This window comes from Rhodococcus sp. PSi06, assembly GCF_054960675.1.
The window spans coordinates 57773-77919 of sequence record NZ_JBHNYO010000016.1; the positions used below are offsets into that span (position 1 = coordinate 57773).

A 20147-nucleotide genomic window follows, 5' to 3' on the forward strand; every position below is an offset into this window, starting at 1 on the left:
AGCCGGCCCCGAGCGACGCTCGGGGCCGACCACTGATGTTGCAGGCTTACGCCGCCGCTGCTGCTCCGGCTGCCGGCTCCAGCGCGAGCGCCAGAATGTCGGCGACATCGGTCATCGGACGGACGTCCAACGCTTCCAGCACTTCTGCGGGCACGTCGTCCAGATCGGGTTCGTTGCGCGCCGGAATGAAGACCGTCTTCAGTCCCGCTCGTTGCGCAGCGAGCAACTTCTGCTTCACCCCTCCGATCGGCAGCACTCGACCGTTCAGCGTCACTTCACCGGTCATGCCGACGTCCGATCGCACCGGTCGTCCGGTGGCCATCGACACCAGCGCTGTCACCATGGTCACGCCGGCCGACGGACCGTCCTTCGGCACCGCGCCCGCCGGAACGTGGACGTGGATGCTGCGGTCCAGCGACTCGGCCGTGACACCGAATTGCTCTGCGTGCGAACGCACGTAGGACAGCGCGATCTGCGCCGATTCCTTCATCACGTCGCCCAGCTGACCCGTGAGCTTGAGCCCGGGATCGCCGTCGGTCGAGGCCGCCTCGATGAACAGCACATCACCGCCCAGACCTGTGACTGCCAGACCCGTTGCGACACCCGGCACTTCGGTCCGCTCGTGCGCCTCGGGTGTGAAGCGAGGACGACCGAGGTAGGTCACCAGATCCGGTTCGTCGATCTCGAGCACGTCCGTGGTGCCCACGAGCTTGGTCGCCACCTTGCGCAGCGCCTTGGCCAGCAGTCGCTCGAGTTGCCGCACCCCGGGCTCCCGGGTGTAGTCGGCGGCGATCCTGCGCAGCGCGGCGTCGGTCACCGTCACCTCCTCGGAAGTGACCGCGGCCCTGTCCATCTGACGCGGAAGCAGGTAGTTGCGCGCGATCACGACCTTGTCGTCCTCGGTGTAGCCGTCGATCGTCACCAATTCCATCCGGTCGAGCAACGGGCCGGGAATCTGGTCGATCACATTGGCGGTGGCCAGGAACACCACGTCGGACAGGTCGAGATCCAAGTCGAGGTAGTGGTCGCGGAACGTGTGGTTCTGCGCCGGATCCAGCACCTCGAGCAGAGCGGCACTCGGATCGCCGCGGTAGTCGGAACCGACCTTGTCGATCTCGTCCAGCAGCACAACGGGATTCATCGATCCCGCCTCACCGATGGCTCGCACGATTCGGCCGGGCAGTGCGCCGACGTAGGTGCGCCGGTGCCCACGGATCTCCGCCTCGTCCCGAACGCCGCCGAGAGCGACACGCACGAAGGTACGGCCGAGCGCACGGGCAACCGACTCGCCGAGTGAGGTCTTACCCACCCCGGGCGGTCCCGCGAGAACCATGACGGCACCCGATCCACGCCCGCCCACCGACTGCAGGCCACGCTCGGAGCGCCGCGCACGGACGGCGAGGTACTCCACGATCCGATCCTTCACGTCGTCGAGCCCATGGTGATCCGCGTCGAGAACCGCACGTGCAGAGTCGATATCGGTGTTGTCGGTCGTGGTGTTGTTCCACGGTAGGTCGAGCACCGTGTCGAGCCAGGTCCGGATCCAGCCCGACTCGGGGCTCTGATCACTGGCCCGCTCCAACTTGCCCACTTCGCGCAGCGCCTGTTCGCGCACCTTCTCGGGCAGTTCTGCGGCCTCGACTCGGCCGCGGTAGTCATCGGCACCGTCGGGCTCGTCTTCCCCGAGTTCCTTGCGGATAGCGGCCAACTGCTGGCGAAGCAAGAACTCCTTCTGAGTCTTCTCCATACCCTCGCGGACGTCGCCGGAGATCTTGTCGTTCACCTCGACCTCGGCCAGATGGGCCTTGGTCCAGTCGATGAGCGACGTCAATCGGGTTGCTACATCAGGGGTTTCGAGGAGGTCACGCTTCTGCACGTCGGTAAGATACGACGCGTAGCCGGCAGTGTCGGCGATCGCGCTCGGGTCGGTGAGCTTGTTGACCGAGTCGATCACCTGCCAGGCATCACGCCGTTGCAGCATCGCGACAACGAGCTGCTTGTACTCGGCGGCGAGAGCTTTGACGCCGTCGCCTGCGGCCTCGTCCGGTACGGGTTCGGCTTCCACCCACAGGGCGGCACCGGGCCCGCTGACGCCGTGGCCTATGTGCGCGCGGCGCGTGGCCTTGATGACCGCGGCCGGTCGTCCGTCTGCCAGGCGACCCATCTGCACGATCGTGGCAATGACGCCGTACGCGGCGTAGCGGTCTTCGAGACGGGGCGCGACGAGCAACGTTCCATCGTTGCTCGCCTTCGCCGCATCGACGGCGGCGCGGGCGGCCTCGTCGAGTTCGACGGGCACCACCATTCCGGGCAGGACTATCGGGTCGGTCAGGAACAGCACAGGTACACGAACGGTTTCGGTCACTTCTCCTCCAAAGATTGAGCTATGGGGACTCAACTTCGAAAGCAGTAGTGATGTTCCCGTTGATGGCCGGTGTTCTCCGTGGGCAGAACACCGGCCATCGCCGTCTTCACATCAGGTCGACTACTTCAGTGCGCTGACCAGCTTCTCTGCGAGCGGACGCGTCGATGCCGGGTTCTGCCCGGTGTAGAGGTTCCGGTCGACGACGACATGCGGCGACCATGCGTCGGCGTTCTCGAACTTCGCACCGTTCTCGCGCAGCCGGGTTTCGAGCAACCACGGTGCCTTGTCCGCCAGCCCGGCCTGGGTCTCCTCCTCATCGGTGAATCCGGTGAGCTCGTACCCGTCGAACGCCCAGGACCCGTCGGAGCGCACAGCGGGAAGCAGCGCGGCCGGCGCGTGGCAGACCGCCGACACCACCTTGTTCGCATCGAGGAAGTCGACCACCAGCGCGCCGAAGCTGGTCGAGACGGCGAGATCCTCCATCGGGCCGTGACCGCCGGGCACGAACACCACATCGAAGTCCGACGCCTTCTGGTCCTCGAGCACAGCAGGCGAGGAGAGAATCGACTCGATCGACGCTATGTAGCTCTTCTGATCCGCGACCTTCTCTTCGTCGCCGCCGTTGGCGTCGACCGCCAGGCTGCCTTCGTCGACCACCGGCGCCTTACCGCCCGGCGTGGCCACCGTGATGTCCCACCCCGCGTCGACGAAGGCGCGGTGGGATTCGACGAGCTCCTCGGCCCAGTACCCGGTGGGGTGCTTGCTTCCGTCGTTCAAGGTCCAATGGTCGGCAGCGGTAACCGCGAACAGCAATGTAGTCATGGTCGGTGGATGCCACGCAGACGCACTATCGAAACACTGCGGGTCACTACTCGCGCGGAGAACCGATCACCACGACGGCATCGACCGCCGCGGATGTCCGCACGACGGCGGCGAACCCGGCCTCGAGAAAAGCCTGCAGCGTCGAATCTGCAAGCAATGCACTGGTTTCGATGAGCAGACTGCCGTTCGCAGCCAACCATTCGTGGGCTTGCGCGGCCACCCGCCGATGAAGACCGGCACCATCGGTACCGCCGTCGAGCGCGACCTTCGGCTCGTGGATTCGCGCCTCTCTCGGCATGAGCTCGATCTCGCCCGTCGGAACGTACGGAGCGTTGACGACAATGGCGTCGAACCTGCGGTGCAGTTCCGGCGGCAGCGCGCCGAACAGGTCGCCGCGGTGCACCGTACCCCCGACTGGAACGAGATTGCGCGCCGCGCACTCCACCGCCGCGGCGTCGAGATCGGCCGCATGCAACTCGGTGACGCCCGGAACCGACATTCCGATCGCGCCGGAACCACAACACAGGTCGAGGAGCGTCGACGGATGCAGTGCTGCAGCACATTCGACGAGAAACTCGGTGCGGCGGCGGGGCACGAACACACCCGGTCCGACGGCGACGCGTCGGCCACAGAACCACACCCACCCGACGACATGCTCGAGTGGTTCACCGGCGACCCGACGCCTCAGCATCTCCACCAGCTCTGCCGGATCCGAAGTGGACTCGACGAGGATCTTCGCTTCCTCCTCGGCGAAGACGCACCCGGCAGTACGCAGGGCGGACACGAGCTCGTCGAACCGTGGTTCCACCGTGCCCGACTCCTCCGCCGATTGCCCTGCACCGAGCCACCCCGTCGAAATACTGTAGCCGGGTATGTCGCAGAAGAGGAGAGGGCGATGAGCTGGAATGCCGTAGTCCGCGGACTGTGCCTGGCGCTGCCCGAGACGTACGAGGAACAGGCCTGGATCGGTACGCGGTGGCGGATACGCGGCCGCACGTTCGCCCACGTGCTCGACATCCGGGAGGGTGGTCCGCCGGCATTTGCGAAGGCCGCAGGCACCGACGGCCCGGCCGAAGTGCTCATCTTCCGTTCTCGCGGAATCGAACTCGCCGCACTGTCCGCGCGAGACGGCTTCTTCGCACCCGGCTGGGGTCCGGAAGTCGTCGGCATGATGCTCGACGCCTCCGTGGACCGCGTGGAACTCGGCGAGCTGATCACCGAAAGCTACTGCACGAGGGCACCCAAGAAGCTGATCGCGCTGCTCGGTCTACCCGAGTGAATCTCGTTTGACGCCGCCGTACGTCGAGGGACAGAGTGAACGCATGCGTGCACCCGAGAACTTGCTGGCCGAGTGCGGCAGTTGTTTCGGACTCTGTTGCGTGGCTCTGCCCTTCGCGAAGTCGTCGGATTTCGCTGTCGACAAAGCTGCCGGTGAGCCGTGCCGCAACCTCCTGGAGGACTCACGGTGCGGCATACACTCGTCGCTCCGGCAGAAGGGCTTTCCCGGCTGCACGGTGTACGACTGCTTCGGCGCGGGGCAGAAAGTATCCCAGTCCACGTTCGCGGGACGGAACTGGCGGCAGCAGCCGTCGAACGCGTCGGAGATGTTCTCGGTTTTTCCGGTGATGCGTGATCTGCACGAGCTGCTCTGGTATCTCGCGGATGCGCGTGGCCGAAAGTCGACCCACAGCCTGCACACCCGGCTTGCCGGCGAGTACGACGAGCTGGATGCCCTCACGTCGGAGACTGCCGAGATGCTGATGTCGGTCGATGTCTCCGCATGGCGCTCACGAATCAACGAAGTGCTGCTCGCGGCAAGCGATCTGGTGCGGGCCGAGGCCCCGGGCAAGAAGGCGAACCACCGCGGACGCGACATGATGGGCGCGAAGCTGGCCGGTGCCGATCTGCGCGGCGCGAGCATGCGCGGCACGTACCTCATCGGAGCCGATCTGCGCGGGGCGGACCTGCGTCTGGCCGACGTGATCGGCGCGGATCTTCGGGGTGCCGACCTCAGCGGCGCAGACCTACGCGGCAGCATCTATGCCACGCAGTTCCAGATCAACGCGGCCCGGGGTGACCGCGCAACGCGGCTTCCCGAGTCCGTGACCCGGCCGAGTCACTGGGCCTGATCGTCAGCCCAGAGATCTCCCGGTCTGCTCCAAAGCTCGTTGGACGACCGTCAACGCCTTCGGACCTACGCCGTGCAGTTGTGCCAACTCTGCCGCCGGCACACCGGCGAGGTCGTCCAGGCACAGGTAGCCCGCTGCCCGGAAGGCCCGGGACGCAGGATTTCCGGTCCCCTTCGGAAAGTCCGGATGTTCATCGCTTTCTGCTGTGCTCACAGGCGCATCGTAGTTCGGACCGGTAACCTGACGCCGTGCCTGAAACCAAGCAGAGACGCGTTGTCATCACCGGAGCGAACACCGGTATCGGCTACTTCACCGCCCTGGAGTTCGCGAAACGTGGCGACCATGTGACGCTCGCTTGCCGTAACCAGCAGAAAGCCGAGTCCGCAGCGGCGAAGATTCGAGCGGAGGCCCCGAACGGAACCGTCGACACGGCCACTCTCAACCTCGCCGACCTGGGCTCGGTTCGTGCCTACGCAGAGTCGGCTCCCGACACGATCGACATACTGATCAACAACGCGGGCGTGATGATGCCGGCATCGCGGACCGAAACCGAGGACGGGTTCGAGCTTCAGCTCGGCACCAATCACCTCGGCCACTTCGCCCTGACCGGCCTGCTGTTTCCCAAGCTCGCCGACGACGCGAAGATCACCACCGTTGCATCCGTCGCGCATCGTCAGCGCCCCAAGCTCGACTTCGACGATCTCCAGCTCGAGCGGAGCTACAGCGCTCAGCGTGGGTACGCCAATTCCAAGCTCGCCAACATCTTGTTCGCGCTGGAATTGCAGCGTCGGATCGACAAGGCCGGATCGAAGGTCACCAGCAACGCTGCGCACCCCGGCATTTCCTCGACCGAGCTGTACTCGAGCCCGGACGGTTTGGGCAGCAACAAGATCCTGGCGACACTGGCACCCATCGGACTGAAGTTCATCTCGCAATCCGCCCGTGCCGGAGCGCTTCCCACGATCTACGCCGTCGACGTTGCAGGCGGCGGCACCTACAGCGGACCCACATCACTGTTCGAGTCACGCGGCAAGCCGGGACCGGCCTCGATGACTCGCATGGCACAGGATCCAGCTCTCGCCGCGAAGCTGTGGGACGTCAGTGAGAAGTTGACCGGCGTCGGCTACCCGCTCTGACTCCACGTCGCGCGCTCACCGCGCGGGTTCGGGCAGAGGCAGTCCGCGCTCGGACATGACGGTGCGCACTCGGTCCGGATAATCGGTGATGAGGCCGTCGACGCCCAGATCCATCAGGGCACGCATCGTGTCGGGGTCGTCGACGGTCCACGGAATGACCCGGATTCCTCGCTCGTGAGCGGCGTCGACCATGGCCTGGGTGACGAAGAGCTCGAAGTCGGGATCGCCCACTGCGCCGCTCTGCGGAGTCCCTTGCACGGGTGAGTAGGCCGAGGCCCCGAACGAATCGACAGCGGCGATCGCGTCCCCACCGAAGTCGTCGATATCGATGCCGCCGAGCCAGGCCGATGCACCGTCCTGCCCCACCTGTAGGAAATCACCGTTGGTCAACGCGACCACCGGCACTTCCGGCTCGATGCCGCGTACCAATTTCAGTGCGCCCCAATCGAAGCTCTGCACGGTGATCCGGTCCAGCATGCCGGCATCGCGAATGGTCCTCAGCACGGTGTCGACGAACTGCTCGCGAGGAGCGGTCTCGGTGGGGCTGGCTGCCTCGACCTTGGTTTCGACGTTGAGCTTCACGTCCGGTGCATCGGCCGATCTCACCAGATCCAGCACCTCGGTGAGCGTCGGCATGCGAGCACCGGGCACGCGTCGTTGCTCCGGGTAGTCCGCGAGCGGCAGCGCACCACAATCCAGGGTGCGAACCTGCGCGAGAGTCAGAGTGTTGACAAACTTTCCGACGTACGGGAACTCCGGGTCTGCCGGGGTGACCGCCTCGGTGTCGACGCACTTCTTGTCGGAAACCTTGCGGTCGTGCGTGACGATCGCTATTCCGTCTTCGGTGATCTGGGTATCCAGTTCGAGGGTATTCACCCCGAGTTGCAGTGCATTGGTGAACGATTCGATCGTGCTCTCGGTGACCAAGCCGAGCCCGCCGCGATGCGCCTGCAGATCGAACGAGCCGAGCGGCGCAGCGCCACCTTCCGGCGAAGATTGTTCTGCAGCAGATTCGCTTCCGCACGACGCCAGAACCACAGCGGTAATGCAGATCAGGGGCAGGTACCGACCGTATCGCATGGTCGGCGAAACTACGTGAGGCCGATGTCCATCGCGTTCCCCCGCAGTGAATTCACGGTGCCCTGCAGGTATACGGCTATCGGAAGTCTCAGCACCGCAACATCATTCGATGCCCGACGGCCGAACACCACGTCGGCGATCAAGCCTTCGCACAGCGAGACCAGCCCGTCGCCGTGAGCAGGTTCGTCGAACAGTTCCCGGGCCAGTTCGAGCGAGAAGAACGAGCGCGCCAGAACACCCCGAACATCCTGCGGGACGGCAGGATCGAGCATCAGTGCGTAACGAGCCCGCAGCTCCGTCATGCGATGAGTGAGCACACGGTGGAGATAATGCCCCACCACCGTGGCGACATCGGTCTCGTTGTCGGCAATATCCACGAACGACGCGTGCGAGCGCTCCACCAGCCTGGCAGCCACCGCGGCGAGCAGATCGGACTTGGTTCTGAAGTAGTACGACGTGGACCCGGCCGGGTAGTCGAGTGTCGCATCGATCGCCCGGTGGGTCAGCGCCCGCAGGCCGTCGCGGGCAACGACGTCGAGAGCGGCGTCGGCGATGGCGGTGCGGCGATCCATGATCGTGAGCCTACACACTCCCTCTACAAATGTAGAGTCTATCGGCGTACGGTTCGATTCATGGGGCCGACTCCACCGCGATCCACCTTCGACACCGACTTCGTCCTGGACGATGCCCAGGCGGCAGCGGCTGACGCGCTGTGCGCGCCCGGCACGAAGGGAATGTATCTGTGGGGGCCGGTCGGACGCGGTAAGACCTGGCTGCTCGACACCTATTTCGACAACCTCGACATCACGGCCAAGAAGCGCGTCCATTTCCACAGCTTCTTCCGCGACTTGCACGCGGCGTACTTTCGACGCAACTTCTCGATCGACGCGGCCATCGACGAGATCCTGTCGACAGAATCCTCTCCTGCAGCACTGCTGTGCTTCGACGAATTCCACGTCCACGACATCGGCGATGCTCGCCTCATCACGCGCATGCTCGACGCCCTGTTCGCTCGCGGCGTCGTCCTGATCGTCACGTCGAACTACGCGCCCGACGAGTTGCTGCCGAATCCGTTGTTCCACCCGACCTTCCTTCCGACGATCGAGACACTGAAGAAGAATCTCGACGTGGTCTGCGTCGACGGCCCCGTCGACCACCGTGCCGCCGGGACGAGTGGGTCACGATTCGCATCGGGAACATGGAGTCTGCACCCCGCGCCGCACGGGCACACGTTTGCGGACCTGTGCTGCGCCGCCCGTTCGACGGGCGACTACCTCCACTTGGCCGAGACAGCAACGACTCTGACGATCACAGATATTCCGGCCCTTGCGAGCGTGGACGAATTTGCCACTCAGCGCTTTTCGAATCTCGTGGATGTCCTGTACGACAGAGACATACGTACCGACTTCCACAGTGCGGTGCCGCTGACCGAATTCGCAGCCGGATGTACCGGACTCGACACCGACAGATTGGTCAGCAGGCTCAGCGAACTGGGGTCACCAGCACACGCGCACGCGGCGGACTGGGAGGCGGCGGACTGGGACCGATGAGTTTCGTCCCGAATCACTGTCTACATTCGGTACACGCTCCCTACTGGGGCGTGGCACCAACAGGAAGCGACCATCATGCCTGCAAAGATCTCCGTGAGCTTCCCCGCTGCCGACCTCGCGCGCAGCACCGCGTTCTACACCGCGATCGGGGCCACGGTGAATCCCTTGTTCACCAGCGACGACGTGGTATGCCTGGTGTGGGACGACGATCTGCAATTCATGCTGCTCACGCGCGAATTCTTCGCCGGTTTCACCGACAAGCGAATAGCCGACCCGTCGCAGAGTGCACAGGTTCAGATAGCCCTCGCTCTGGATTCCCGAGAGGAAGTCGACGCAGTTGTTCGGGCGGGACTGTCCGCCGGGGGGCTCAGAGCCACGCCCCGCGCAGGACCACGGCTTCATGTACGACCGGGACCTCGAAGACCCGGACGGCAACAACCTGGCGTTCGTGTACATGGCGGCCCCCACATCAGAGCTTTGATCCCAGGAAAGGTTTGCACCACAGCGATTTTCGACGCACCGCTACCCTGAGGCTGCGACATAGCCGATTGCCGTCCACATCGTCTCGTGCATAGTTCGATTTCCGCCTGACGACTTCGCGCGGTACATGAGTGAATCGGCCGCGCGGGTAGCGGCGTCGACCACATTCGATCCTGTTTTCCAGGCCTCGGAACCGGGAGGCAACACAACTGCAACTGCACTCACCGTCACCGGTACCGAATCCGACCGATGAGTCAGGGTTGCGCTGACCGTCCACACGCAGCGGTGGGTTCGGGGCCGAGCGGCGGGGTGGCGAGCCATCTCCGCAACGCAAGAAGGCAGCCACGACCGACGGCGGCCGGAACAGCATGGAGAGATCACCCTGAATCGACCTGATCCGGGTGGTTTCTGTCCATATCGCATCCGCGACGCGTCTTGTTAACCTGCGACAACGGCGATGCGCGTCGGGCACGCACGTTCCGATCCGCAGTCCTACACATGGAGGTCTCGTGCGCGCAGTTGTTGTTCCGCAGTTCGGCTCGCCAGATGTATTGGAACTGTGCGACGTTCCCCGACCGCAACCGGTGTTCACCGAGATATCGGTGCGCGTTCGAGCCGCCGGTATCAATCCGATAGACAGCAAGACCCGCGAGGGTCGCGGCGTCGCGTCGATACTGGGCACACCACCGTTTTCCGTTGGTTGGGATGTGTCCGGGATCGTCGACGAAATCCCCTTCGGAATCAACAGGTTCGTACCAGGAGACCGTGTCCTCGGTTTGCCTCGATTCCCCAGGCAAGCAGGTACTTTCGCTGACTACGTCGTTGGACCTGCTCGACATTTCGTGAAGATCCCGGATTCCATGGATTTCGTCACCGCAGCCGCGTTGCCCCTCGCCGGCAGTACCGCATGGCAGACCGTACACGAGGCCGCGTCCATCAGCTCCGGTCAACGCGTCCTCATACATGGAGCGGCAGGAGGGGTAGGGCACCTTGCCGTGCAGATCTGCAAAGCGGCAGGAGCTGAGGTGATCACATCGGACTCGGGAACGAAGGAGGAGTTCCTGACATCACTGGGGGCCGATCAGGTAATCGACTACACCACTACTCGATTCGAAGACGTTCTCGGCGATGTCGATGCCGTCATCGATTTGGTCGGTGGCGACGTGAGCTATCGATCGTTGAAAGTCCTCGAACCGGGTGGCGTGATCGTGAGCGTTCCCTCGGGACAGAAGCCCGGATTGCGTTCGGCAGCAGCGGAAAGCGGTCACCGTGTTGCGGATATCATCGTCGACCCATACGGCCCGACCCTGCAAGCCTTGGTCGATCTGTGGGAAGAGGGGCTGCTCAAAATCGAGATTGCACGGACATTCGATCTCACCGAGGTAGTCGCCGCACATCGATTCACCGAAAGCGGAAGCAACCCGGGAAAGACAGTACTGACAATGGCAGACGACAACGAAGGAGCATGACAGTGGACGTTCCCCACTTCAGCTTGAATGCAGGCGGCACGCCGACAGAACACGGTCGATTTGTCGATGTCGAGAACATCGAACCGGTTCGCTTCATCGAAGGGCTCGACTTTCGGCCGGTGATCGGTCAGTCGATCCTCACCAATTTCGTTACTTGGGAGCCGTTTTCGGAAGCACCCATGCATTGCCACGAAGAAGAACAGCACATCCTCGTGATCGAAGGCCGACTGACTCTGACCATCGGCGACGAAGTTCGTGACATGGAAAAGGGTGACTACGCGGTCATACCGTCATGGGTGCCTCACGGAGGTACCACCGGGGTGGAGTCGTGCGTCGAGATCGATATCTTCAACCCGCCTCGGGTGACACTGGTGGATCACGCGCTCGCCCAGAAGCGGGTTGTCGGTTCCGAGTGATCGGATGACTCGGCGCTGAATTCTCAGGAGAGATCACTGGCGAGTCGGCGAAGGCGAAGTGCCAGCTGCAGTTCGAGGGCATTGTCGGCTTCTCTCCACTGCTCTCCGAGCAGACGGTCGATGGTAGCCAACCGCTGATACAGGGTGTTGACGTGAATATCGAGCGCGGCTGCGGTTGCGGAGTGGCGGCGCGCCTGATCGAGATAACACGACAATGTGTCGAGCAGCGGCGCACCGCGTTGCACCTGCTCCGCCAGAAGTGGCCCGAGCCATCGATCGGTCAGCGCAGCGATATCGCGACGACCCATATCGCTCAACAGAATTCGGAACACTCCCAGATCCACGGAACTGGCGCACGCACCTGCACGATCGAGGGCCAGGAGCGTATTCAATACCTGCTCCGACTGCCGGTAGGTGCTCGCTATCGACTCTCCACTCCCTGCCGCAGTGGATGCCAGCCCCACAGTCCACTGCGGCGCAACGCTCCACGCCCGCCCGAAGTGGGCCGCATCGATCCCGGGGGCCACGACTACGTACCGCTGTCCGCGTTGCGCCACAACCGCTTTGGTGTCTCGGCAGCGACGTTCGACCTCCAGGCGCGTCACATTGCTCAGCTCTCCGTCGTAGCTCATCACTGCCACGGTGTAGGTGTCGGCCGTGGGAAGGCCGGCCAACCGGATGCTGTGTTGCTGGTCGGCCTCGGATTCGGGCTGTCGCGTCACCAGATCGACGACGAAGGCATCGCGAGCGCGCCGGACCGACTCCTGGGCCGCGCGTTCGGCGGCCATGATCAAGGCGATGACGGGCGCGGCCCGGTCGATCACCACACTTGCCCTCGGCGAGAGACTGCACGGAACGACGGTAAGGAGAAATCCCAAGTGCGTGCCGGTCGCGACGACAGGACGCAAGACGACTTCGGTCGACCCGACGATGTCGTTGGTGCGATCACTGCCGGCCACATTCGCGCGGACGGTGTCGAGCACCCTGGTCGTGAATTCTGGCGGAATGTGCCGGTGGACCTCGTCGATATCGGTGAACATGAAGACGTCACTACCTGCCGATCGAGAGGCCTCGTCCAGCACCTGCCGAAGGCCGCCTCCCTTCAAGACGATTTCGGTCAACGCCGCATCCCACGCGAGCATTTGTTCCAAATCCACTGCGCGTCTCTCCAGCTCACGATGGGCTGCCCGAACTTCGTCGACGGTCGTTCGATAGCGCTCCAACAATTGCGAGGTATCGATCGCCACGGATGCGTGCGCCGCCAACGCCGAGAGCAGCATGATGTCGTCCTCGGTGAACTGGCGGGCCCTTCGCTTGGCGACGCACAGCACACCGAGAGCACGGCCCCCGACCTCGAGTGGGACACCGAGTAGACCGTGGATGATTTCTGCGCCCGCAGCCTCGTTGGAACGCCCCCCGTGACGAAAGGTCGAGTCGGCCAGATAATCGGGTGTCCACACCGGCGCGGATGTCGACAGAACTCGACCGATCACGCCTTCGGTCGACGGGACTATCAACCCGTCCAGCCTGCCCGACAATGCGCCGTCCGTCACCTCGATTCTCACGCCGTCGTCCGTGCTCAGACCGATGTAGGCGAGATCGACATCGAGCAGGCGCCGTGATTGCCGAACCACTTCGGCCAGCAAGGGATCCCGCTCGTGCGTCGCGGCCAAGCGGCCGGCAACATCGTTGAGGGCCAACAGCTCTCGCATGCGACGCCCCCGTTCCTGGAGGAGGCCCACCAGCCTGATCGCAGTGTCGAGATCGGCGTCATCGAGTTCGACTGTCTCGGCCTCACCGACATGCAGGCGAGAACCCGCTACGTACACGTTCTCGTCGTGCGCACCCCGCAGCAGAAGGTCGATCCATCTCTGCGTCGGCGGTCCACTCGCGTCTATAGACATTTTCTCCACCGCTCCGCTCCGATTGGTACGAACCAACCATAATCCAAGTCACACCAGTGGGCCTACGGTGATGGTCGTCATACGAATTCACCCGGGAGGTTTAATGCTCGTAGACGACCTGCGTGCGCGTTTGCCCAGCAGTCGAACGACCACCGATTCCGATGTCGTGACCGCGTATTCGCGCGATCACGCCGAGGCAGCGCCGTTCGGCCGAGCCGTAGCCGTCGTGAAACCACACACTGCGGAAGAAGCGCAGGTGATCGTGCAGACGTGTATCGAATACAACGCGCCGATAGTGTGCCGGGGGGCCGGCACCGGGCTGTCCGGAGGTGCCAATGCGATCGACGGTGGGGTGATCGTGTCGTTCGAGAAAATGGCGGCGGTGCTCGAGATCGACTCGTTGGAACGAATTGCCGTTGTACAGCCGGGCGTGGTGAATCAAACCCTCCGGACGACAGCTGCAGAGCAAGGGCTGTGGTATCCCCCGGATCCGGCAAGCGCACCATGGTCGACGATCGGCGGGAACGTCGCAACCAATGCGGGCGGCCTGTGTTGCGTGAAGTACGGAGTCACCAAGGATTACGTCCTCGGAATGCAGGTTGTCACGGGAAACGGAGAATTGGTCCGACTGGGCCGACGAACCGCCAAAGGCGTTGCCGGACTGGATCTGACGGCTCTGATGGTCGGATCGGAGGGCACGCTGGGCCTGATCACGGAAATCACGCTGAAGCTTCGGCCTGCTCGTGAACCCGAACGGACGATTGCGGGATACTTCGATACCCTGCACGCAGCAGGCAAAGCTGTGGAGGCTGTCGCAGCGGCCGGCTTGACTCCGTCCGCTCTGGAGCTCGTCGACCGCCAATGTCTACTTGCCGTCGACAAATGGAAGCGCATGGGACTTGCCGTCGACGCGAACGTCGTACTTCTCGGCCGAGTGGACACACCGGGAGCCGCAGGCGACGACGAAGCGGAACGGATGCGACTGTGTTTCGACGACGCCGGTGCGACGTGGAGTGCACGCTCGACCGACGAGGCGGAGGCAGAGGCGCTGTTCGAGGCGCGCAAGCTCGCCTACCTGGCGCTCGAGCGACTGGGTCCGGTCATGACGGAGGACGTCTGCGTTCCCAAGCGGGCTGTCCCCGAAATGCTCTCGCGCATCGAGAAGATTGCCGAGACCCACGGAATCCTGATCGCCAATATTGCCCATGCCGGTGACGGAAATCTTCACCCGCTTCTGGTGATGTCCGATTTCACCGAATCCGGTAAGGCTCGGGCGTACCGCGCATTCGACGACATCATGTCCGCGGCAATAGAACTCGGCGGAACAGTCACGGGAGAACACGGCGTCGGACTGCTCAAGATGAACGGCATGGCGCGGGAGCAATCACGCGCCGCGATCGACATGCAGTGGGCCGTCAAACATGCACTCGATCCGCACCACATTTTCAATCCCGGCAAGGTACTCCCTCACCTCCAGTCCGCTGTAACGACAGCCTGACCACCTCGCATACTTCCTGCACACCGAAGGGACCGATCATGTCCACCCTGCCAGCATCACAGAACCTAGAGAAGCAAGTCATCCGCAAGGTGGCGTTGCGACTCATCCCATTCCTCATGCTGCTCTACTTCGTCAACTACATCGACCGCACGAACATCGGCTTCGCCAAACTGACGATGAGTGCCGACCTGGGAATGTCGGACACCATGTTCGGACTTGCGTCCGGCTTGTTCTTCCTCGGCTATCTGCTTCTGGAGGTCCCCAGCAACTTGGCACTGCAGAAATTCGGCGCCAGGATATGGATCACTCGCATCATGATCACCTGGGGAATCGTCGCTTCTGCAATGGCTTTCGTCCCGAATGCCGGAAGCCTGTACGCGCTGCGAGTGCTCTTGGGAATTGCCGAAGCCGGCTTCTTTCCCGGCATACTCCTGTATCTCACCTTCTGGTTCCCGGCGAGGTATCGAGTGCGTTTGATGGGGCTGTTCCTGCTTGCCCTTCCACTGTCCTCGATCATCGGCGCTCCCTTGTCCGCCGCCATAATCCAATACGGCGACGGTCTTTTCGGCCTGGCCGGGTGGCGAGTGATGTTCCTGCTGCAAGGGTTACCCGCCGTCCTCCTCGCCTTTGTCGTGTGGTTCTACCTGACCGACCGACCGTCACAGGCGCGCTGGCTCAATGCCGACGAGCGGAATTGGCTGACGACCGCGATGGCAGAGGAAGAGCAATCCAACACCACGCACAAGCGAGGTTCCGCTCTGCGTGCCTTGCGGGATCCGCGAGTACTGGCGTTGGGACTGGCCTATTTCGGCATCACCTACGGCCTGTATGCGTTGAGCTTCTTTCTACCGTCGATCGTTGCGGGATTCGCAGAAACCTTCGGCACCAAGTTCACCTTCATCGAAACGGGGTTGATCGTTGCGGTTCCGTACTCGATCGGCGCGGTCGCCATGGTCATGTGGAGCCGACACTCGGATCGCACCTCCGAAAGAACGTGGCACGTAGCCCTGCCGACGCTCCTGGGCGCACTCTCCATTCCGGTTGCGCTGTACCTCAATTCACCCATCATGGTCATGGTGGCCATCTCGCTCACCGCGGTCGGCGTTCTCGCTGCACTCCCGGTGTTCTGGTTCCTCCCCAGCACGTTCCTGGTGGGCTCCGGTGCTGCGGCAGGAATTGCCATCATCAACACCATCGGCAACATGTCCGGATTCAGTGCGCCCTACATCACCGGTTGGCTCAATGACGCGACAGGAAATTCCAGAGCGGGCCTGTGGGTCGTGGGTGTGATGATGCTGCTGGCGGCAATCCTCGTGGTCGCCCTGCGCAAATCGATCCCTACTTCCGGCCCACCGTCCGCCGACGAGCCACGTCGCTTCGCCCCGACGTCCGGTGACCCGGCCTCGAAGAACTGAGAGAACAGTGAGGACGAACCATGCAATTTTCCATCCATGCGAATGACCACAGCGACTCGGAGGCAGCATCCCGTAGGGAACACAGCCGAGCGCAGCATCTTGCTCGCGTCGAACGACTGATCCTGGAAGGGAAGGTGCTCAGCGCCGGCGCACTCCTCGACGATGCCGGAAGGATGGTGGGATCGGCACTGACTCTGGAATTCGACGAGCGCGCAGCTCTGAACCGGTGGCTCGAGGACGAGCCGTACATTCGCAACCGCGTCTGGAACACGATCGATGTTCACGAAGTCCGACTGATCGATATCGGCGCGGTTCTCTCGCGCTGACCGGAGCGGCCGAGACCGAACGGGGCTTGGACCCGCAACACTAGGACCCGCAACACTAGGGCCCGCAACACTAGGGCCCGCAACACTAGGGCCCGCAACACTAGGGCCCGCAACACTAGGGCCCGCAACACTAGGGCCCGCAACATAAGGGAGACACCCACTACTGACGGCGGTCGGGGGCGACAGCAGTAGCGGGTGTCTCACCTTGTATTCGCGGCCCTCCCCAGGGTGGATGGGTGCCGGATGGAAATTCTTTCGAAGTTTTTTATCCTCCTCGAGGCATAGCCTGTGACCATGCCCTTCACAGCAGCGAACCACTACGACTTCAACGGCGACGACATCACCGGAACCGTCGACGCCCATCGATCCGCCGGAGTCTGGGCGGCGCAGCTCGTCCTGAGCGGGGAAACTCTGGAATCCACCGACGTCACCCGATCCGACCTGGGTTTCGAGGTGCGGACCCTCGTACAGACACTCTCGGACGGCAACCGGACCCACCTGCTCGTCGTCCTTCCCCGCGTCAACGTCGATACGGACGACAGCCAAGACGTCACGTTCACCTCGTACGCAGTGCTCTACACCGTGCACGGCGGGTCCTCCGAGCAGCACGGCGCGGCGCAGGCGTACGACGTGCGTACGCTCAGCGGAACCGCGTCGCTCGTTCAGTAGACATCCGGGAGCACACATGATCCAGGTTCTGACCCCGCGTGAAGTTCCACTCGGCGGTCCTCGCGCGATGAAGGTTCGTCGCACTCTGCCTCACAAGGACCGATCCCTCATCGGCGCATGGTGTTTCGCCGATCATTACGGCCCGGAACACTCGCGTATGGATGTCGCACCGCATCCGCACACCGGATTGCAGACGGTCAGCTGGCTGTTCTCGGGCGAGATCGAGCACCGCGACAGTGTGGGTTCGCACGCCATGGTCCGGCCGGGCGAACTGAACCTGATGACGGCCGGGCGTGGCATCAGTCACTCCGAAGTATCCACACCGCAGACCGACATCCTGCACGGCATGCAGTTGTGGGTCGCACTTCCGGCCGTATCTCGTTTTGTGGCACCGACCTTCGAGCACTACGTGCCCGAGCCGGTCACCGCACCTGGACTCACCGCCCGGGTGTTCCTCGGCACCGTGCTGGGCGAGAATTCACCGGTGTCGACATACACCCCACTGCTCGGGGCAGAGATGGTGCTCGACGCCGGTGCGCGGGTCACCGTCGAGGTCGACCCGACGTTCGAGCACGGGATCGTCGTCGACCGAGGATCGGTGACCCTGGGCGATGCCAATCTGGCCGCTGCAGAACTGGGGTATGCCGAACCCGGTGAACACGAGCTGCACCTGCACAATCCGACGCAGGATCCGGTTCGGTTCCTGCTACTGGGCGGTCCGCCCTTCGGCGAGCAAATCGTGATGTGGTGGAACTTCGTCGGCCGCAGTCACGACGACGTCGTCGAGTATCGCGCGGCCTACGAGGCCGAGAACGGCCAGTTCGGCACCGTCGAGGGCTATCCCGGGCCGCGGCTCCATGCGCCCGAACTTCCGAACGCCCGCATGAAACCTCGGGGCTGACGGCCGAGCACAACCGTCAGAACAGCGTCGCGATCTCCGGCTCCGACGACCGGGGAGCTGCGCTTGTGCTGCGTTTGGCCCTGACAGGCATGAACTCGGCAGGCTCGGTCGCGGCCGGCGTGGTTACGGCCGGCTCGGCTGCGGCCGGCATGGATCCGGCGTTGGCTCCCGCTGCTGCGATGGCCCGGGCAGCTTCGCCCGCCAAAGCGTCGGCGGCTTCGTTGAAGTGATTGCCGACGTGTCCTCGGACCCACCGGAACCGGACGGGCCCCTCACGATCGGTGATGGCCCGCTCGATGTTCTGTACAAGCTCGAGGTTGCGTACCGGAGTGCCGCTCGCCGTCTTCCAGCCCTTGCGCTTCCAGCCGGCGAGCCACTCGGACGCACACTTGATGGCGTACTGAGAATCGGACTCGATCAACAGCGGTTCGGGGCCGGGGTGGGCCAGAACTGCCTCGAGCAGGGCACGGAGCTCGGCTACCTGATTGGTGCCCGAGGGCTCACCACCGGAGTTGCTGGGCCCTGTGTGATTGACCCACGCCCACCCGATTGCTCCGCCGGGGTTACGCAGACACGAGCCGTCCGTACTCACGATGATCACGGTCTCAGACCCTACGTCGGGCTACCGACAAACCCTGGGTGACTCGCTCACCGCCATCGAGTTACTTGGCGAACCGGGTCACGACGTCCTGGCACCCGCGGCCTTTCGGCCGTCGACGGTGAGCAGCACGAACGCTACCGCTGCCATTGCCGCGATCATTGCCGAGAACACCACCCCCGCAGTCACCAGTCCCCACTCCGTCGCGGCAGCCCCTGCGCCGATCACCGGTAGTGAAATCGCGACGTAGAGCACCACGAAGAAGGTGGAGGTCACTTCTGCGCGACGGTGCGGCGGAAGCTCCGCACCGATCGCGGCCATCCCGTTGCTGAACGTCACGCCTTGCCCGATTCCGCAGAGCAGCGCCGCGCACACCAAGACGATCAGAGACGTGAGCAGCAACGACGACACGAGCAGCACCAGACCGAACACCAGGACCAGGCATCCCCAGCGCTGCGCCGACGCGGGATCGGCCGCACGCAGGGTGATCTGGGCGACTGCGGACGCAGCGAAGGCGGCGAATGCCACGACACCAGTGACGGCGTGATTGTCGATCCCCAGCACACCGGCGGTGAATCCCGGCGAGACGGCGGAGAACAACCCCAGTACCGCGAACCCCGCGAACCCACCGACCGCGGCGCGCACGAACGTACCGCGCACCTCCACCGGAACGGACAGTCTCTGAACATGCGGACGCGCGCCCGCCTCGACCCGGACGGTTTCGGGCGCGAAGTAGACCGCGGCCGCAGCCACGAGAAGCAGTCCGATGTCGACGTAGAACGTCAGTCGCAAGGGCTGCGGCAGGTATTCCACCAGCAGACCGGCCACCAGCGGTCCGAGACCCAGACCTCCGATATTGGCCGCCGTGGCGATCGCCGGAGCTCGATCACGCCACTTGTCAGGAACGAGTTCGAGCAGGGTCACCGTGGCGGTACCCACACAGATGCCGGCCGAGATACCTGAGAGCACCCGCCCGATCACCAGGGCCGTCAGTGAGCCCGCAGTCACGAACACCACGGCACTGACGAGACCGAAAGCGATGGCCGCCAGCAACATCGGACGCCTACCGAGCGAATCGGAAAAGCGACCGAACGCCAACAGTGCCCCGAGCACGCCCACGGCATATGCCGCGAACACCAACGTGACGACGAATACGGAGAACCCGAACTCCACCTCGTACAACGCGTAGAGCGGCGTCGGCATCGTGGTACCCATCATCGCTACGACGAACGCGAATGCGACCCCGACGAACGATGCTGTCCTCGATCGAATCACGGTTGTCCTCCTCGAGCGGGTACACGATATTTCCCGTCGACTCCGCCGAGGGTGTTGACTGGGCTCTGCCAGAGATACACCGTCGACGCTGATCCTGACAGTCCGGGAGGTGAC

At 63.7% G+C, this 20147-nt stretch carries 21 protein-coding genes; 12 read left to right on the forward strand and 9 right to left on the reverse strand.

Annotation, left to right across the window (positions count from 1 at the left end; all coding sequences use genetic code 11):
• Positions 1-46: 46 nt before the first annotated feature.
• From lon to ACFI9K_RS20190, 3 genes are all read right to left on the reverse strand, one after another.
• Positions 47-2365, reverse strand: coding sequence for an endopeptidase La (gene lon, locus ACFI9K_RS20180; RefSeq protein WP_462665162.1), 2319 nt, complete (start codon positions 2363-2365; stop codon positions 47-49).
• 120 nt (positions 2366-2485) lie between these two features.
• Positions 2486-3187, reverse strand: coding sequence for a type 1 glutamine amidotransferase domain-containing protein (locus ACFI9K_RS20185; RefSeq protein ID WP_462665163.1), 702 nt, complete (start codon positions 3185-3187; stop codon positions 2486-2488).
• 46 nt (positions 3188-3233) lie between these two features.
• Complete coding sequence (locus ACFI9K_RS20190) at positions 3234-3995, reverse strand: putative protein N(5)-glutamine methyltransferase (RefSeq protein ID WP_462665164.1); 762 nt, start codon at positions 3993-3995, stop codon at positions 3234-3236.
• 87 nt (positions 3996-4082) lie between these two features.
• Between ACFI9K_RS20190 and ACFI9K_RS20195 the strand changes: the two genes are divergently transcribed.
• Positions 4083-4466, forward strand: coding sequence for an MmcQ/YjbR family DNA-binding protein (locus tag ACFI9K_RS20195; protein WP_462665165.1), 384 nt, complete (start codon positions 4083-4085; stop codon positions 4464-4466).
• A 43-nt stretch (positions 4467-4509) separates the two neighbouring features.
• Positions 4510-5316: a pentapeptide repeat-containing protein gene (locus tag ACFI9K_RS20200; RefSeq protein ID WP_462665166.1), complete on the forward strand. Its 807-nt coding sequence runs from the start codon at positions 4510-4512 to the stop codon at positions 5314-5316.
• Between the two features lie 3 nt (positions 5317-5319).
• On the opposite strand, the gene ACFI9K_RS20205 is transcribed toward ACFI9K_RS20200, so the two are convergent.
• On the reverse strand, positions 5320-5529 hold the full coding sequence (locus tag ACFI9K_RS20205) for a helix-hairpin-helix domain-containing protein (protein WP_222091638.1): 210 nt from the start codon (positions 5527-5529) through the stop codon (positions 5320-5322).
• A gap of 35 nt (positions 5530-5564) precedes the next feature.
• Here ACFI9K_RS20205 and ACFI9K_RS20210 point away from each other — a divergent pair, with 35 nt between their 5' ends.
• Complete coding sequence (locus ACFI9K_RS20210; protein WP_462665167.1) at positions 5565-6452, forward strand: oxidoreductase; 888 nt, start codon at positions 5565-5567, stop codon at positions 6450-6452.
• A 15-nt stretch (positions 6453-6467) separates the two neighbouring features.
• On the opposite strand, the gene ACFI9K_RS20215 is transcribed toward ACFI9K_RS20210, so the two are convergent.
• On the reverse strand, positions 6468-7532 hold the full coding sequence (locus tag ACFI9K_RS20215; RefSeq protein ID WP_462665168.1) for a glycerophosphodiester phosphodiesterase family protein: 1065 nt from the start codon (positions 7530-7532) through the stop codon (positions 6468-6470).
• Positions 7533-7543: 11 nt separating this feature from the next.
• Positions 7544-8104, reverse strand: coding sequence for a TetR/AcrR family transcriptional regulator (locus ACFI9K_RS20220; RefSeq protein WP_462665169.1), 561 nt, complete (start codon positions 8102-8104; stop codon positions 7544-7546).
• A gap of 60 nt (positions 8105-8164) precedes the next feature.
• Between ACFI9K_RS20220 and zapE the strand changes: the two genes are divergently transcribed.
• The 4 genes from zapE (at position 8165) to ACFI9K_RS20240 (ending at position 11447) form a co-directional block, all read left to right on the forward strand.
• Positions 8165-9082, forward strand: a complete 918-nt coding sequence (zapE, locus tag ACFI9K_RS20225; RefSeq protein WP_462665170.1) for a cell division protein ZapE — start codon at positions 8165-8167, stop codon at positions 9080-9082.
• 75 nt (positions 9083-9157) lie between these two features.
• Positions 9158-9613 carry a VOC family protein gene (locus ACFI9K_RS20230; protein WP_462665171.1) on the forward strand — a complete coding sequence of 152 codons (456 nt, stop codon included), beginning with the start codon at positions 9158-9160 and terminating at the stop codon, positions 9611-9613.
• 458 nt (positions 9614-10071) lie between these two features.
• Positions 10072-11031, forward strand: coding sequence for an NADP-dependent oxidoreductase (locus tag ACFI9K_RS20235; protein WP_462665172.1), 960 nt, complete (start codon positions 10072-10074; stop codon positions 11029-11031).
• Complete coding sequence (locus ACFI9K_RS20240; RefSeq protein WP_462665173.1) at positions 11028-11447, forward strand: cupin domain-containing protein; 420 nt, start codon at positions 11028-11030, stop codon at positions 11445-11447. The genes ACFI9K_RS20235 and ACFI9K_RS20240 overlap by 4 nt, the downstream gene beginning before the upstream one ends.
• A gap of 23 nt (positions 11448-11470) precedes the next feature.
• Here ACFI9K_RS20240 and ACFI9K_RS20245 read toward each other — a convergent pair whose 3' ends face one another.
• Complete coding sequence (locus ACFI9K_RS20245) at positions 11471-13351, reverse strand: helix-turn-helix domain-containing protein (protein WP_462665174.1); 1881 nt, start codon at positions 13349-13351, stop codon at positions 11471-11473.
• 103 nt (positions 13352-13454) lie between these two features.
• Between ACFI9K_RS20245 and ACFI9K_RS20250 the strand changes: the two genes are divergently transcribed.
• The 5 genes from ACFI9K_RS20250 (at position 13455) to ACFI9K_RS20270 (ending at position 18160) form a co-directional block, all read left to right on the forward strand.
• Positions 13455-14849, forward strand: a complete 1395-nt coding sequence (locus ACFI9K_RS20250; protein WP_462665175.1) for an FAD-binding oxidoreductase — start codon at positions 13455-13457, stop codon at positions 14847-14849.
• Between the two features lie 38 nt (positions 14850-14887).
• Positions 14888-16264 carry an MFS transporter gene (locus tag ACFI9K_RS20255; protein ID WP_462665176.1) on the forward strand — a complete coding sequence of 459 codons (1377 nt, stop codon included), beginning with the start codon at positions 14888-14890 and terminating at the stop codon, positions 16262-16264.
• Positions 16265-16284: 20 nt separating this feature from the next.
• Complete coding sequence (locus ACFI9K_RS20260) at positions 16285-16590, forward strand: YciI family protein (protein WP_462665177.1); 306 nt, start codon at positions 16285-16287, stop codon at positions 16588-16590.
• Between the two features lie 294 nt (positions 16591-16884).
• Positions 16885-17259: a hypothetical protein gene (locus ACFI9K_RS20265; RefSeq protein WP_462665178.1), complete on the forward strand. Its 375-nt coding sequence runs from the start codon at positions 16885-16887 to the stop codon at positions 17257-17259.
• Between the two features lie 16 nt (positions 17260-17275).
• The gene (locus ACFI9K_RS20270; RefSeq protein ID WP_462665179.1) at positions 17276-18160 is read left to right on the forward strand and encodes a pirin family protein; all 885 of its coding nucleotides are present in this window, start codon (positions 17276-17278) and stop codon (positions 18158-18160) included.
• Positions 18161-18176: 16 nt separating this feature from the next.
• Here ACFI9K_RS20270 and ACFI9K_RS20275 read toward each other — a convergent pair whose 3' ends face one another.
• Complete coding sequence (locus ACFI9K_RS20275) at positions 18177-18761, reverse strand: ribonuclease H family protein (RefSeq protein ID WP_462665180.1); 585 nt, start codon at positions 18759-18761, stop codon at positions 18177-18179.
• A 78-nt stretch (positions 18762-18839) separates the two neighbouring features.
• Complete coding sequence (locus ACFI9K_RS20280; protein WP_462665181.1) at positions 18840-20033, reverse strand: MFS transporter; 1194 nt, start codon at positions 20031-20033, stop codon at positions 18840-18842.
• Positions 20034-20147: the final 114 nt, after the last annotated feature.

Excerpts from the sequence above, each read along its gene's own strand:
- ACFI9K_RS20195 (WP_462665165.1), top strand. The coding sequence starts at position 4,083 with ATGAGCTGGAATGCCGTAGTCCGCGGACTGTGCCTGGCGCTGCCCGAG.
- ACFI9K_RS20240 (WP_462665173.1), top strand. The coding sequence starts at position 11,028 with ATGACAGTGGACGTTCCCCACTTCAGCTTGAATGCAGGCGGCACGCCG.
- ACFI9K_RS20250 (WP_462665175.1), top strand. The coding sequence starts at position 13,455 with ATGCTCGTAGACGACCTGCGTGCGCGTTTGCCCAGCAGTCGAACGACC.
- ACFI9K_RS20255 (WP_462665176.1), top strand. The coding sequence starts at position 14,888 with ATGTCCACCCTGCCAGCATCACAGAACCTAGAGAAGCAAGTCATCCGC.
- ACFI9K_RS20260 (WP_462665177.1), top strand. The coding sequence starts at position 16,285 with ATGCAATTTTCCATCCATGCGAATGACCACAGCGACTCGGAGGCAGCA.
- ACFI9K_RS20265 (WP_462665178.1), top strand. The coding sequence starts at position 16,885 with ATGCCCTTCACAGCAGCGAACCACTACGACTTCAACGGCGACGACATC.
- ACFI9K_RS20270 (WP_462665179.1), top strand. The coding sequence starts at position 17,276 with ATGATCCAGGTTCTGACCCCGCGTGAAGTTCCACTCGGCGGTCCTCGC.
- ACFI9K_RS20215 (WP_462665168.1), bottom strand. The coding sequence starts at position 7,532 with ATGCGATACGGTCGGTACCTGCCCCTGATCTGCATTACCGCTGTGGTT.
- ACFI9K_RS20185 (WP_462665163.1), bottom strand. The coding sequence starts at position 3,187 with ATGACTACATTGCTGTTCGCGGTTACCGCTGCCGACCATTGGACCTTG.
- ACFI9K_RS20220 (WP_462665169.1), bottom strand. The coding sequence starts at position 8,104 with ATGGATCGCCGCACCGCCATCGCCGACGCCGCTCTCGACGTCGTTGCC.
- ACFI9K_RS20230 (WP_462665171.1), top strand. The coding sequence starts at position 9,158 with ATGCCTGCAAAGATCTCCGTGAGCTTCCCCGCTGCCGACCTCGCGCGC.
- zapE (WP_462665170.1), top strand. The coding sequence starts at position 8,165 with ATGGGGCCGACTCCACCGCGATCCACCTTCGACACCGACTTCGTCCTG.
- ACFI9K_RS20245 (WP_462665174.1), bottom strand. The coding sequence starts at position 13,351 with ATGTCTATAGACGCGAGTGGACCGCCGACGCAGAGATGGATCGACCTT.
- ACFI9K_RS20200 (WP_462665166.1), top strand. The coding sequence starts at position 4,510 with ATGCGTGCACCCGAGAACTTGCTGGCCGAGTGCGGCAGTTGTTTCGGA.